The organism is Glycomyces amatae, from assembly GCF_020991375.1.
Lineage (GTDB): Bacteria > Actinomycetota > Actinomycetes > Mycobacteriales > Micromonosporaceae > Glycomyces > Glycomyces amatae.
The window spans coordinates 1-14,427 of the sequence record NZ_JAJLQZ010000011.1 but is presented as its reverse complement, the minus strand read 5'-3'; the positions used below and the strand labels follow the sequence as shown (position 1 = coordinate 14,427).

At 73.4% G+C, this 14,427-nt stretch carries 10 protein-coding genes; 7 read left to right on the top strand and 3 right to left on the bottom strand.

Going from position 1 to position 14,427, the window contains the following annotated elements:
• The first annotated feature begins 94 nt into the window (after positions 1-94).
• On the top strand, positions 95-1,021 hold the full coding sequence (ligD, locus tag LO763_RS17130; protein ID WP_230786525.1) for a non-homologous end-joining DNA ligase: 927 nt from the start codon (positions 95-97) through the stop codon (positions 1,019-1,021).
• Between the two features lie 75 nt (positions 1,022-1,096).
• On the opposite strand, the gene LO763_RS17125 is transcribed toward ligD, so the two are convergent.
• The 3 genes from LO763_RS17125 to LO763_RS17115 form a co-directional block, all read right to left on the bottom strand.
• Complete coding sequence (locus tag LO763_RS17125; RefSeq protein ID WP_230786523.1) at positions 1,097-2,326, bottom strand: ROK family transcriptional regulator; 1,230 nt, start codon at positions 2,324-2,326, stop codon at positions 1,097-1,099.
• Positions 2,327-2,461: 135 nt separating this feature from the next.
• Positions 2,462-4,597: an alpha-galactosidase gene (locus LO763_RS17120; protein WP_230786522.1), complete on the bottom strand. Its 2,136-nt coding sequence runs from the start codon at positions 4,595-4,597 to the stop codon at positions 2,462-2,464.
• Between the two features lie 100 nt (positions 4,598-4,697).
• The gene (locus LO763_RS17115) at positions 4,698-5,921 is read right to left on the bottom strand and encodes an ROK family transcriptional regulator (RefSeq protein WP_230786520.1); all 1,224 of its coding nucleotides are present in this window, start codon (positions 5,919-5,921) and stop codon (positions 4,698-4,700) included.
• Positions 5,922-6,057: 136 nt separating this feature from the next.
• Here LO763_RS17115 and LO763_RS17110 point away from each other — a divergent pair, with 136 nt between their 5' ends.
• The 6 genes from LO763_RS17110 to LO763_RS17085 all read left to right on the top strand — a co-directional run bounded on the left by LO763_RS17110 (position 6,058) and on the right by LO763_RS17085 (position 14,340).
• Positions 6,058-7,737 (top strand): ABC transporter substrate-binding protein, encoded by a 1,680-nt coding sequence (locus tag LO763_RS17110; RefSeq protein WP_230786518.1) that lies wholly within the window; start codon positions 6,058-6,060, stop codon positions 7,735-7,737.
• 37 nt (positions 7,738-7,774) lie between these two features.
• A complete protein-coding gene (locus LO763_RS17105; RefSeq protein WP_230786517.1) occupies positions 7,775-8,764 on the top strand; it encodes an ABC transporter permease in 990 nt (329 codons plus the stop codon).
• A 14-nt stretch (positions 8,765-8,778) separates the two neighbouring features.
• Positions 8,779-9,795 carry an ABC transporter permease gene (locus LO763_RS17100; RefSeq protein WP_230786515.1) on the top strand — a complete coding sequence of 339 codons (1,017 nt, stop codon included), beginning with the start codon at positions 8,779-8,781 and terminating at the stop codon, positions 9,793-9,795.
• Complete coding sequence (locus LO763_RS17095) at positions 9,792-10,730, top strand: ABC transporter ATP-binding protein (RefSeq protein ID WP_230786514.1); 939 nt, start codon at positions 9,792-9,794, stop codon at positions 10,728-10,730. Before LO763_RS17100 ends, LO763_RS17095 begins: the two co-directional genes overlap by 4 nt.
• The gene (locus tag LO763_RS17090; protein ID WP_230786512.1) at positions 10,727-11,617 is read left to right on the top strand and encodes an ABC transporter ATP-binding protein; all 891 of its coding nucleotides are present in this window, start codon (positions 10,727-10,729) and stop codon (positions 11,615-11,617) included. Before LO763_RS17095 ends, LO763_RS17090 begins: the two co-directional genes overlap by 4 nt.
• Before the next feature lie 122 nt (positions 11,618-11,739).
• Positions 11,740-14,340 carry a glycoside hydrolase family 2 protein gene (locus LO763_RS17085; RefSeq protein ID WP_230786510.1) on the top strand — a complete coding sequence of 867 codons (2,601 nt, stop codon included), beginning with the start codon at positions 11,740-11,742 and terminating at the stop codon, positions 14,338-14,340.
• Positions 14,341-14,427 lie beyond the last annotated feature (87 nt).

Genomic DNA, 14,427 nt, shown 5'->3' with positions numbered 1-14,427 from the left:
CCGCGCCCATGAGGAATCCACATTGACCTGTCGCGCGCCAGTGCCCGCTCCGGCGGCCCCGTTTGCGGCCCCGCCGCCCGGGTAACCGCCGGTCATGACACGGCCGAAAGCAGAGACGATCCATGTCGAGGACCGCGACGTCAAGGTCTCGAAACCGGACAAGGAGCTCTTCCCGGACGACGACGTCAGCAAGGGCGACGTCATCGAGCACTACCGGACGGTGGCCGACGTGATGCTGCCGCACCTGGCGGGCCGCCCGCTGACGATGCGGCGCTTCCCCGACGGGATCGACGAGGAGGGCTTCTTCCAGAAGCACGCCTCGGAGTACTTCCCGGACTGGGTGCGCGTGGTCGAGGTGCCCCAGCGCAGCGAGGAGGGCACGGTCCGGCACGTGGTCTGCGAGGACGAGGCCGCCCTGGTGTACCTCGCCAACCAGAACACCGTCGAGTTCCACATCTGGCTGTCCACGATGGACGACCTGGACCACCCGGACCGGCTGGTGATCGACATCGACCCGCCGAAGGGCGCCGACGTCGACACCCTGCGCTCGGTCGCGCGCCGCATCCGCGACGCCTACGCCGAAATCGGCCTGGCGCCGTACACGCAGGCCACGGGCGGCCGCGGCTTCCACGTGGCCGCGCCGCTGGACCGCTCCGCCGACTTCGACGCCGTCCGCGGCCTCGCCGCGGACCTCGCCGACCGCCTGGCGGCGCGGGACCCCGACCTGCTGACCACCGAGCAGCGCAAGAACAAGCGCGGCGACCGGATCTTCCTGGACGTCAACCGCAACGCCTACGGCCAGACCTTCATCGCGCCGTACTCGCTGCGCGCCCGGCCCGGCGCGAGCGTGGCCACGCCGCTGGACTGGTCCGAACTGGGCCGCGCGACCCCCGGCGGCAGCACGATCGCGACCATGCGCCGGCGCCTCGCCCACAAGGCCGCCGACCCGTGGGCCGACATGGACGCCCACGCCGCCTCGGCGGCCGAGGCCCGCGAACGATTCGACGCGCTCGAGCGCTAGCGGACGCGCCGCGGGCCCTGGCGGAAGCCGGGGCCCGCGCCGTATGCCGCATCAGGCCGCGCCGAGCACCGCCCTCTAGACGCCCGCCTCGGCGTCCGCCGCGACGCCCCGCAGTTCCGGGTTCGGCGACTCGAGCAGGTTGCGCAGCACCACGGCCGCGCCGCCGACCGCCGCCGCCTGCGTCACGTCCTCTGCCAGGTCGACCTCCACGGTGTGCACGTGGCGCATGTACACCGACCGGTGGAGCACCTCCTGGAGCACGTCCCGGTAGGCCCGCCCGGTCTCGGCGAAGGCGTGCCCGGCGAGCACGACCCGGCCCACGTCGAACATGTTCACCATCGAGACCGTGGCGACCGCGAGCCGCTGCGCCGAGGCCGCGACCAGCGCGGCCGCCTCGGCGTCCCCCTCGCGGGCGGCGCGCCCGATCCGGTTGAAGTCGGTGAGCGTGTCGGCGCCCAGCCCCAGCCGCGCGGCGAGCGCCGGGTCCTCCAGGGCCTGCTCGACGACCACGCGCGGACCGGCGGCGGGGTCGAGGCACCCGCGGTTGCCGCAGGCGCAGGGCTCGCCGAGCGCGTCGACGGAGATGTGGCCCAGCTCCACGCCGTTCGAGGTCACCCCGCGGTAGGGGTGGCCGTCGAGGATGACGCCGCCGCCGATGCCGCCCGACATGAACACGACGGCGAAGCTCGAGCCCGATCCGCCCGCGGTCTGCACGCCCAGTCCCGCGGCGGTGGCGTCGTTCTCGAGCGCGACCGGCAGCCCGGTCGCCGCCGCGAGGGTCTCGGCCAGCGGGTAGCCGAGCCATTCGGCGGTCGGGTGGGGCGTGATCACGATGCCGGCCTCGCGGTCCTGCGAGCCGTAGGTCGCCAGCCCGATGCCGAGCACCTTGTGCGGGGGCACCGAGGCCTCGTCGAGCACGGTCCGCACCAGCTCGGCGAGGTCGGCGACGACCGAGGCCAGCGGCCGCATGCCCGAGCCGGGCGTGTCGCGGCGGACCACGACGCGGCCCGCCAGGTCGACCACGACGCCGACCGCCGAGAACTGGTCGAGCTGGACGCCGACCATGTAGCAGGCGTCCTCCCTGATCCCGATGAGGCGCCGCGGGGTCCCGCGGTTGGCGGGCGCGGTGCCGACCTCGTGGACCAGCCCCAGCGCCGTCAGCTTCCTGACGGCGTGGGTCATCGTGGCCTGGGTCAGTCCGGTGGCGTCGGCCAGCTCGACGCGGCTGACGGCCCCCCGCTCGCGGATGATGTCGAGCACCACGGCCAGCGTCGGCAGACGGGTGTCGGCGCCGAACGATCGCAATGCGGCCTCCTCGCGTGGGGTGACGGGCTCCGATCACCTTACCGGCCCGTGCGGGCCCGGCACCGGCCGAAATCGGCCGGTGCCGGGCCTGGCGACGGGGCCGCCCCGCATATCGGTGCGAACGGCCCCGGACCGTCAGACGGCGGTCACATGCACCACCAGCGCCTGAATCGGCCACAGCGTCGGCAGCTGGAGCCCGGCCTCCGCGAGGACCCGCCCCGGCAGGACCGTCCCCTCCCCGTCGAGCCACGCCGGGGTGACCCAGCCCCACCGGGCCGTGCCGATCTCGTCGCGCACCCGGACCCGGTAGCGCCGTTCGGGGTCGAGGCCGTCCAGGCGCAGCCGCTCGGCGAGCGCGTCCTCCAGCGAGGCCACGGTCGCCACGGTGAAGACCGCCTCGGACCGGTCGGGCGCCACGACGCCGCGCACCCGCAGCGCGGGGTCGAGCACGTCGGGCCTGACCACGGTCCCGGTGTGCAGCAGGTGCCGCAGCTCCTTGTAGAGCGCGGCGAACGCCGTGATCCGCCCGGTCTCCTCCTCGTCGCATGAGAGCAGGTCCCACTCGAAGCCCGCGGAGCCCTGGAGCGAGGTCGCGATCCGGTAGGACAGCGGTGCGGCGCGGCCGGACGAGTGGGCGGGGGAGGGGCCGACGTGCGCGCCGATGAGCTCGGGCGGGAGCACCAGCTCGGTCCAGCGCTGGATCTCCTGGCGCTCCACCGGGTCGTTGGAGTCCGAGGCCCACACCCGGTCGGTGTGCTCCAGGATGCCCAGGTCGGTGCGGGCGCCGCCGGAGGAGCACGACTCGATCTCCAGTCCCGGGTGGTCGGCCTTGAGCCGCGCGATGAGGCGGTAGGCCGCGAGGGTCTGCCCGTGGGTGCCCGGCGCGCCCCCGTGCACCGGCTCGACCAGGTCCCGGTTGTGGTCCCACTTGACGAAGTCGATGCCCAGCTCCCGCACCAGCGCCGACATCTGCGACCTGACGTGCTCGAACGCCTCCGGGTTCGCCAGGTCCAGCACGTACTGGGTGCGGAACGACAATCCCTCCGGCGAGGGCACCGAGGCGGGGTTGGCGAGCAGCCACTCGGGGTGGGCGCGCGCCAGGTCGGAGTCGAGGTTGACCATCTCGGGCTCGAACCACAGCCCGAACTCCATCCCGAGCGAGTGCACCAGGTCCGCCAGGGGCCCGAGCCCGTTGGGCCAGACCGTGCGGTCCACGGTCCAGTCGCCCAGTCCCTTGGTGTCGTCGCGCCGGCCCGGGAACCAGCCGTCGTCGAGGACGAACCGCTCGACGCCGACGGCCGCGGCCTTGCGGGCGAGCGCTTCGAGCCGGTCCCCGTCGTGGTCGAAGTAGACGGCCTCCCAGGTGTTGAGCACGAGCGGGCGGGCGGTCCTCGGGTGCTGCGGGCGCGACCGCATCCAGGTGTGGAACCGCTCGCTGACGCCGTCGAGACCAGTTGCGGCCCAGGCGAAGTACGCGGTCGGCGTCCGGTACGCGCCGCCGGGGGCGAGGCGGATCTCGCCGGGCCGCACCAGCTCGCCGGCCCCGAGCGCGGTCACGTGCTCGCCCACGCGGTCGACGCGGTGGCGCACGTCGGCGCTCCAGCCCAGGTGCACCGCCCACACCTCGCCGCCGCGGTTCCGCGGCTGCCCGTCGGACGCCAGGGTGACCCACGGCGCGTCGTGGCCGCCGCGGCCCCGGCGCGACTCGCGCACGGTGGTGCCGCGCGGCATCGGGGCCGTCAGCGGCGACTTCTCGCGCGTCCAGCGCCCGGCGAACTGGGTGAGGTGGTCGGCGGCCTTGGGCACCGGCAGCGTGGCCTCGAGCCACGCGACCTCCAGCTCGCCGTCGCCGGTGTTGGCGATCTCGTGGTCGAGCAGCACCAGGCCGCCCTCGCCGATGGCGATCGCGGTGCGCAGCACCAGGCCCGAGGCCTCGTCGGTCGCGGTCAGCCGCACCGCGGCCTCGTCCCGGCGCTCGACCGCCGCGGTCCAGCGCGGGAAGACCGGCCGTCCTTCGCGGGTGGCGAGCAGGCCCGGGCGGCCCGACCAGCCGTCGGCCTCCTGCGGGACGAGCGGGAGGCGCCAGGCGGCGTCGAGCGTCCCGGGCGCGGTCTGGCGGCTGGTCGCCCGGTCGAGCTCGGCGAGGTCGGCCTCACCGAGCTCGCCGAGGTCGGCGCCCCAGTGCAGCACCGACGGCAGTCCCGCCGCCGTATGTCCGAGGATCAGCGACACGCCGTCGCGGCGCAGCACGGTCCAGGTCTGTGCGTTCACAGTGCTCCTTCGTCGGTGGTGTGGAGGGCTTGCCGGTTCACGGTGCTCCTTCGGCTGGAGCGGGGATCATGCTCGCATGCGCCGCCGGGGCCGCCCGGCTTCACGCCCGCCCCCGGTCCGCGAGGCGCGGCGCCCCGATGCGCATGGTGCGCAGCACGTGCAGCGCGCCGCCGACCGCCGCGGCGGAGTCGACGTTGGACGACACGAGCACCTGGGGGCGGCGCAGCGCGCGGCTCAGCGCCCGCCGCTCCAGCTCGGCGGCCACGTGCTCGCGGTACAGCGTCCCGGTGACGGTGAACGCGGGGCCGGCGAGCACGACGGTGTCGAGGTCGAACAGGTTGACCAGGGTGACGGCGGCCCGGCCGATCCAGCGCGCCGACCGCTCCAGCATCGCGGCCGCGTCCCGGTCCCCGGCGCGCCAGGCGCGGGCGATCCGGTCGAAGTCCGCGAGCGTGCCGTCCGGCTCCCCGCGGACGGCGAGGCGCTCGGCCAGCCCGGCGTCGGCGAGCGCCTTCGCGACCACGGCCTGCGGTCCGGCCTCGGCCTGCGCGCAGCCGCTGCCGCCGCACACGCACGGCGCCCTCCCGCCGGCGAGGGCCACGTGCCCGATCTCGACCGCGTTCGAGGCCCGGCCCCGGTAGACCTCGCCGTCGACGATCACGCCGCCGCCGATGCCGGAGGCCATGTAGATCAGGCCGAACGTGTCCGTCGGCGGGGAGCCGGCCCAGAACTCGCCGAACGCCGCGGCGCTCGCGTCGTTCTCCAGCAGCACCGGGACGCCGAGCCGCTCGGCGAGCGCCGCGGTGAGCGGGTACTCGAGCCACGCCGGGCCGGGCTGGGCGGTCAGCAGCATCCCCCGCTCCAGGTCCTGCGGCCCGTGGGTCGCCAGCGCCGCGCCCAGGACGCGCTCGCGCGGCACGCCCGCGCGGTCGAGCAGCGCGTCGACGTGCGCGGCGAGCGCCCGCACCGTCTCCTCGGGACCGCGCCCGCCCGTGCCGGGGAGGCTCGCGCCGGCGACCCGGACCCCGGCGAAGTCGAGCACGACGATCGTGGTGGTGGTGCGGTCGACCTGGATGCCCACGGCGTGCCAGGCGTCGGCGGCGAGCCGCAGGAGCCGTCGCGGCTGGCCGCGGCCCGGCCGCTCGTCGCGGCCGCTCTCGCGCACGAGCCCGTCGGCGATGAGCGGCCGCACGGTGTTGGTGATGGTCGCGGCCGTCAGCCCGGTCAACTCGGCGAGCTCGACGCGGCTGAGGGTGCCCTCGGCCCGCAGGAGGTCGAGCACGCGCCGGGCCGCGCTCGCGCGGACCCCGCCCGGACGGCGCATGGCGCCCCCTTCGAAAGTTCATCGGATCTTATTCTTGACACCTTAAATTTAACAGGTTAATAATTGGCCGGGCGCCCGAGCGGGCGCACCCCCTCCAGCTCCGAGGCGAAGGCGCCCCGGACCCGAAAGGACGACGATGTCACCCAAGAACGGACCCCGGCCCCGCGCCGCGGCCGCCCTCGCGGGCGCGGCCGCCCTCGGCCTGGCCCTCAGCGCCTGCTCAGGCGGCTCGGCCGACTCCTCCTCCGGCGACGCCCTGGTGGTCTACACCGGACAGGCAGGCGACTACCAGATCAACTTCAACCCCTTCTCTCCCACGAAGATCGGCGCGCTCGGCACCATCTACGAGACCCTGTTCTTCTACAACAAGGCCGAGGTCTCCGAGCCCGCGCCGCTGCTCGCGACCGAGCAGGCGTGGAACGAGGACGGCACCGTCCTCTCGGTCGTCCTCCGCGACGGCGTCGAGTGGAGCGACGGCGAGGCGTTCACCGCCGACGACGTGGTCTTCACCTTCGACATGCTCAAGGGGCAGCCCGCGATCAACGCCAGCGGCTTCGACGGGACCGTCGAGGCCCAGGACGACACCCACCTGACCTTCACGTTCGAGGAGCCCACGTTCGTCAAGGGCCCGGACCTGATGGGCAACACCCCGATCGTCCCCGAGCACCTGTGGAAGGACGTCAACCCCGTCGAGGACGTCATGGAGGAGCCCGTCGGCACCGGCGCCTACCTCCTCAAGGAGTTCAAGCCGCAGGCCTACACCCTCGAGTCCAACCCCGAGTACTGGGGCGGCGAGCCGGAGATCAAGGAGGTCCGCTACCTCTCGCTCTCGGGCAACCAGGCCGGCGCCGACGCCATCGCGGCCGGGACCATCGACTGGCAGACCGGGCCCATCCCCGACATCCAGAACACCAACCGGAACTTCCCGAACTACGACGCATACACGCAGTGGCAGAACCAGATGGTCCTCGCCACCTGCTCCAGCGCCGAACTCGGCTGCGAGGGCCCGCAGACCGACCCCGCGGTCCGCCACGCCCTCTACTACGCCATCGACCGCGAGCAGCTGAACTCGCTGGCGTTCATGGACACCGCCAACGACATGTCGCCGGCGTTCACCCTGACCCCCAGCCAGGACCAGTACGTCTCCGCCGCCGTCGAGGAGCCGATCGCGCCGACCACCGCCCAGCCCGACACCGCCGCGGACCTCCTCGAGGCCGCCGGCTGGGCCAAGGGCGACGACGGGATCTACGCCAAGGACGGCGAGAAGCTCACCCTCACCGTCGAGGTCGTCACCGGCTGGACCGACTACATCACCGCCATCGACACCATGGCCTCCCAGGCTAAGGCCGCCGGCATCGAGCTGACCGCCGCCCAGTCCTCCTGGAACGAGTGGACCGAGAAGAAGGGCTCGGGGAACTTCCAGCTCGCCATCGACTCCCTGTGGCAGGGCCCGGCCCCCGACCCGTACTACCTCTACAACTACTTCTACGACTCCTCCTCCGGCGCCGAGGTCGGCGGGAGCGCGGGCAACAACTACGCGCGCTACGAGAACCCCGCCGTGGACGAGGCCGTCGCCGCGCTCGCGACCATGCCCCTCGACGACGCCGCGGGCCGCCAGTCCCACTTCGACGCCATCCAGACCGAGATCGTCGAGGACATGCCCTACGTGCCGATCATGACCGGCGGCACCACCAGCATCTGGAACACCGCCGAGTACACCGGCTGGCCCTCCGACGAGGACCTCTACGCCTTCCCGGCGATCTGGTCGGCGTACGACGCCGCCGAGATCTTCAAGCGGCTCGAACCGAAGGGCTAGCGGGCGCATACCGCCCCCGGGGAGGAGTCGAGAGACCGTGAACTATTTCCTGCGCAAACTGAGCTTCTACGCGGTGGCCCTGTGGGCCGCGCTGACGCTGAACTTCGCCATCCCGCGGCTGCTGCCGGGCGACCCCGTCGACATCCTGCTGGCCAAGCTCCAGCAGCGCGGCGGCACGGTCACGCCGGAGACCCGCAAGGCGTACGCGCTCCTCCTCGGGGGCGACACCTCGGACCCCCTGTGGGTCCAGTACTGGGACTACCTGAAGAACCTCGCCAGAGGCGACCTCGGGACCTCGGTCAGCTACTACCCGGCCAAGGTCTCCGACGTGATCCTCACGTCGCTGCCGTGGACGGTGGTGCTGGTCGGGGTCGCCACGGTCATCGCCGCGCTCCTGGGGGTGCTCCTCGGCGCGATCGTGGGCTGGAAGCCCGGCACGTGGCTGGACTCGCTCGTCCCCTCCACCACGCTCCTGGCGGCCGTCCCCTACTTCTGGCTGGCCCTCATCCTGGTGTACCTCCTGGCCCGCGTCCTGGGCTGGTTCCCGCTCCAGGGCGGCTACGACGTCGTGCTCACCCCGGGCTGGAACGGGGAGTTCATCGCCTCGGCGATCCAGTACGGGTTCCTGCCCGCGCTGACGATCGTGCTCGCCTCGATCGGCGGCTGGCTCCTGGGCATGCGCAACATGATGGTCTCCACGCTCTCGGAGGACTACATCCTCACCGCCGAGGCCAAGGGCCTGTCGCCGCGGAAGATCCTGCGGTCCTACGCCTCCCGCAACGCCGTCCTGCCCTCGGTCGCCGGCTTCGCCATCTCGCTCGGCTTCGTCGTCTCCGGCTCGGTCATCACCGAGCAGGTGTTCTCCTACCCGGGCATCGGCGGGCGCCTGCTGGGCGCGGTCACCAACAACGACTACGCGCTGATGCAGGGCGTGTTCCTGTTCATCACCCTCGCCGTGCTGGGCGCGAACCTCCTGGTCGACCTGCTCTACGGCCTGATCGACCCGCGCACCCGCGCCCGGGCCTGAGGAGAGAGGCGACCATGACGAACATCGAACCCGCCACCGCGACCCCCGCGGACGCCGCGGAGACCGGACCCGACGCGGCCCCCGTCCGCTCCGGCTGGCGCTCCCTCCTGCCGACCATGACGCCCTGGCTGGCCGTCGGCCTCGTCCTCGTCGGCGGCATCACCCTGTTCGGACTCCTCGGGCCGCTCTTCACGGGCGACCCGCGGCAGATCCGCGACATCGGCCTGACCGGCCCCTCCGCCGAGTTCTGGCTCGGCACCACCCAGACCGGCCAGGACGTGCTGGCCCAGCTCGCCCACGCGACGCGCGGCTCGCTCCAGATCGGCCTGCTCGTGGGCGTCCTCGCCACGATCCTCTCGGCCTTCTTCGGGATCTACGGCGCCTACCGCGGCCGCTTCCTCGACGACGCCTTCTCCCTGTTCACCAACGTGTTCCTGGTGATCCCGGGCCTGCCGCTGGTCATCGTCATCTCCGGGTTCGTGCCCCGCGAGAGCCGCGGACTGTGGACGATCGCCGTGGTCCTGGCCGTCACCGGCTGGGCCGCCTCGGCCCGCGTCCTGCACGCCCAGACCCTCTCGGTGCGCCAGCGCGACTACGTGGCCGCCTCCCAGGTGAGCGGCGAGCGGCCCTGGCGGGTCATCGTCGTCGAGATCCTGCCGAACCTGCTGCCGGTGATCGCCTCCCAGTTCGTGTTCGCCGTCATCGCCGCGATCCTCGGCGAGGCCGGGCTCTCCTACATCGGCCTGGGCGCCTCCAACTCCGCGACCCTGGGCACCATGCTCTTCTACGCCCAGAACGGCTTCGCGCTCTCGCTCGGCGCCTGGTGGTGGTTCGTGCCCCCGGGCCTGACGATCGCCCTGTTCGGCATGGGCCTGTCCCTCGTCAACTTCTCGATCGACGAGGTCATCAACCCCAAGCTCAAGAACCTGCGCCAGCACCGCAGGCGCGCCCGCCGCGCCGCCCGCCTCGAACGCGAGCTCGCGCGCGGCGCCTCGCGCCGCACCACCGCCGCGAAGGAGTCCGACCGATGACGACCGCCCCCGACGCCGCCCCGGTGCTCACCGTCGAGGACCTCACCGTCGTGTACGAGGTGGACGAGCCCGTGACCGCCGTGCGCGGCGCGGACCTCACCCTCCACCGCGGCGAGATCCTCGGCCTCGCCGGCGAGTCCGGCTGCGGCAAGACCACCCTCGCGTACGCGGTCAACCGCCTGCACCGCCCGCCCGCGCGCATCGCCTCGGGCCGTATCACCTTCCACGACAAGAGCGGCGAGGACGTCGACGTCCTCGCCCTGGAGGACGCCGCGCTGCGCGCCTTCCGCTGGGACCGCCTCTCGATGGTGTTCCAGGGCGCGATGAACGCGCTCAACCCGGTCGCCACGATCCGCGCGCAACTGGCCGACACGCTCCGCGCCCACCGGCCCCGCATGTCCCGCAAGGAGATCCGGGACCGCTCCGAGGACGTGCTGCGCCGCGTGGGCGTCGACCCGGGGCGCCTGGGCTCCTACCCGCACCAGCTGTCGGGCGGGATGCGCCAGCGCGTCATGATCGCCATGGCCATGCTCCTGGAACCGCAGATCATGATCATGGACGAGCCGACCACCGCGCTCGACGTGGTCGTCCAGCGCGACATCCTCCGCGAGATCGTGCGCCTGCGGGACGAGCTCGACTTCGCGGTCGTGTTCATCACCCACGACCTGCCGCTGCTCCTGGAGATCTCGGACCGCATCGCCGTCATGCTCGAAGGCGAGATCGTCGAGCTCGACACCGCCGAGCGGCTCTACCGGCAGGCGGCCCACCCGTACACGCGCAAGCTCCTGGGCTCCTTCCCGAGCCTGTCGGGCGAGCGCGGGGCCTTCATCCGCACCGGCATCGATGAGACCGACGCAGGCGAGACCGGCACCGGCGAGACCGGCACCGACGGGGCCGCGGCCTCCGAGAGCGACCCGACCGAGGAGCGAGCATGACCAGCGCGCACGTCACCGACCTGGTGAAGGACTACACGATCCGCAACGGCCTCAAGCGCACCCGGCTGCGGGCGGTCGACCACGTCAGCCTCGAGCTGACCCCGGGCCGCACCGTCGCCCTCGTCGGCGAGTCCGGCTCGGGCAAGTCCACGATCGCGAAGATCCTCACCCGCATGGAGCGCCCCACCTCCGGGACCGTCGAGGTCCGGCGCGAGGACGGCACCGCCGTGGGCGGGCCGGCCTACCGCCGCGAGGTCCAGATGGTCTTCCAGGACCCGTTCGCCTCGCTCAACCCGTTCCACTCCATCGAGCACCACATCGCCCGCCCGCTGCGCATCCACCGGCGCACCTCGACCAAGGACGAGACCCGCGGGCGCGTGCTCGAGATGCTCGAGCGCGTCAACCTGACCCCGGCCGCGAGCATCGCGCCGCGGCGCCCCCACGAGCTGTCGGGCGGGCAGCGCCAGCGCGTGGCGATCGCCCGCGCGCTGGCCCCGGGCGCCAAGGTCCTCATCGCCGACGAGCCGGTGTCCATGCTGGACGTCTCGATCCGCCTCGGCGTGCTCAACCTCCTGGGTCGCCTCCAGCGCGAGGACGACCTCGCGGTCCTGTACATCACCCACGACCTCGCGACCGCGCGGCACTTCTCCGACGAGGTCACCGTCCTCTACCGGGGCCGCGTGGTCGAGCGCGGACCCGCCGACGCGGTCATCCTCGACCCGCACCACGACTACACGAAGCTGCTGGCGGCCGCCGCGCCCGACCCCGAGCGGCTGGGGCGCGTGACCGCGTCCGAGCCGCTCGACCGGGACGCGATCGACAACAGCGCCTGCTACGACCACTTCGCCGGCGAGTGGCGCGAAGCGGGCGTCCCCGCCGCCGCGTGACCGGGCGCCGGAGCCCGCCGGACGACCCCGGCGGGCGGGCGCCCCCGACCCGCCGAACCGCCCCTCCGCACGGGAGCGCCATACTCCCGCCAGGCCGCACACCCACGACCCAGAGGATCCGCATGAGCCACCTTCCCCCGACGTTCCGCCCGCTCCACGAGGGCTGGACCCTGACCGCCGCCGCACTCCCCGCAGGGGCCCCCGTCGACCCGGCGGCGCTGGCCGCCGGCGTCCCGGCCGCCGTGCCGGGCGAGGCCCACCTGGACCTGCGCCGCGCCGGGCTGATCGCCGAGCCGTTCGACGGCGACAACGAGGCCGCGCAGCAGTGGATCGGCGACACCGCCTGGCGGTTCGCGACCGCCTTCGAGTGGACCGGCGGCGAGGACCGCCACGACCTGGTCGCCCTCGGCCTCGACACCGTCGCCGTCGTGGAGCTCAACGGCGTCGAGGTCGGCCGCACCGAGAACATGCACCGCTCCTACCGCTGGGACGTCCGCGAGCACCTGCGGGAGGGGGAGAACACCCTCGCCGTGACCTTCGCCGCCCCCGTGCCCGAGGCCGCGGCCCGGGCCGAGCGCGACGGCGCGCTGCCGCACACCAACCACCACGCCTACAACCAGCTGCGCAAGATGGCCTGCTCCTTCGGCTGGGACTGGGGCGTCGACGTCGCGGGCGCCGGGATCTGGAAGCCCATCGGCCTCGACTCCTGGTCCGGCGCCCGCATCGCGGCCGTCCGGCCCCTGGTGGACGTGGCCGCGAACGCCGAGGGCGGCCACGACGGCGTCCTCACCGTCCACCTGGACATCGAGCGCGCCTGCGACGACGGCGACGTGGAGGTCCTCGTCGTCGTCGCCGGCCCCGACGGCCGCCCGCTGGAGACCGCCGCCACCGTCCCCTCCGGCTCGGACTCGGCCACCGTGGTCGTCGACGTGCCCGACGTGCGCCGCTGGTGGCCGGTCGGCCACGGCGACCAGCCCCTGTACGACGTGAGCATCGAAGCGGACCAGGCGCACTGGCGCGGCCGGGTCGGCTTCCGCACGGTCGAGCTCGACACCGCCCCCGACGCCGCCGGAGCGCCCTTCGACATCCGCGTCAACGGCGAGCGCGTCCTGGTGCGCGGCGCCAACTGGATCCCCGACCACGCGTTCCTCACCGAGATCGACCGCGACCGGTACGCCCGGCGCGTGGCCGACGCCCTCGAGGCGAACGTCAACCTCCTGCGCGTGTGGGGCGGCGGGATCTACGAGTCCGACGACCTCTACGACCTCGCCGACGAGCACGGCCTGCTCATGTGGCAGGACTTCCTGTTCGCCTGCGCCGCCTACAGCGAGGACGACCCGCTGCGGTCCGAGATCGAGGCCGAGGTCCGCGAGAACGCGACCCGCCTGAGCCCGCACCCCTCCCTGATCCTGTGGAACGGCAACAACGAGAACACCTGGGGCTCGGTCGACTGGTCCTGGGCGCACCGCCTCGAGGGCCGCGGCTGGGGCGACGCCTACTACAACGGCCTCATCCCCGAGATCCTGTCCGAACTGGACCCGACCCGCCCGTACTCGCCCGCGAGCCCCTACTCGTTCGGCGACTACCGGCACCCCAACGACGAGCGCTACGGCACGATGCACGTCTGGGACGTGTGGAACCGCGTCGACTACCGGGTCTACGCCGACTACCGGCCGCGGTTCGTCTCCGAGTTCGGGTTCCAGGCCCCGCCCGCGTGGTCGACCCTCGACGCGGTCGTCCACGACGAGCCGATGGACCCCTTCGGGCACGAGATGCTGGTGCACCAGAAGGCCAACCAGGGCAACGCCAAGCTCCAGCGCGGCTGGCAGGGCCACCTGCCCGACCCGGAGTCCATCCGGGACTGGCACTGGACGACGCAGCTCAACCAGGCGCACGCGATCCGCTTCGGCGTCGAGCACTTCCGCTCGCTCACGCCCCACAACACCGGCACGATCCTGTGGCAGCTCAACGACAACTGGCCCGTGGTCTCCTGGGCCGCGGTCGACTTCGCCGAGCACCGCAAACCGCTGTGGCACGCCCTGCGCGACATGTACGCCCCGCGGCTGGCGACGCTCCAGCCGCGAGCCTCCGAGGCCGCCCGCGCGAACGCCTGGGAGGGCCTGCCCCCCGAACCGGACATGCTCGCGCTCGTCCTGGTCAACGACACCGGCGAGGACTACGAGGGGGCCTTCACCGTCGTCCGCGAGGCCTTCGACGGGACCGAGCTCGCCAAGGCCCGCGTCGAGGTGCGGGTGCCCGCGCGCGACGCCGCCGCCGTGGCCGTCCCCGCCGAGGTCGCCGAGTTCGGCGACCCGGCCGCGGAGTCCATCGTGGCCGTCGCCGACGACGGGGTCTTCGCGCCCGCCTTCCGGTACGGCGCCGAACTCGTCGACCAGCGGCTCGACCCGAGCCCTCTGCGCGTCGAGGCCGCCGCCGTCGACGGCGCGCCGTCGGGAACCATGTCGTCAGGAACCATGTCGTCGGGAAGCACGTCGTCAGGAGGCACGTCGTTGGGAACCACAGTGGAGCTGCGCGTGACCGCGACCTCCCTCGCCAGGGACGTCTTCTGCCACGCGGACACCGTGTCCCCCCGCGCCCGCGCCGACCGGGGCATGATCACCCTGCGCGCCGGGCAGACGGCCGCGATCCGCGTCGAGGCCCCCGCCGGGACCGACCCCGACGCGCTCGCCGCCGCCGTGCGCTGCGCGAACGACCTGCTGTAGCGGCGCGCGGGGGGGGGGGGGGGGCGCCCCCCCCCCCCCCCCCCCCCCCCCCCCCCCCCCCCCCCCCCCCCCCCCCCCCCCCCCCCC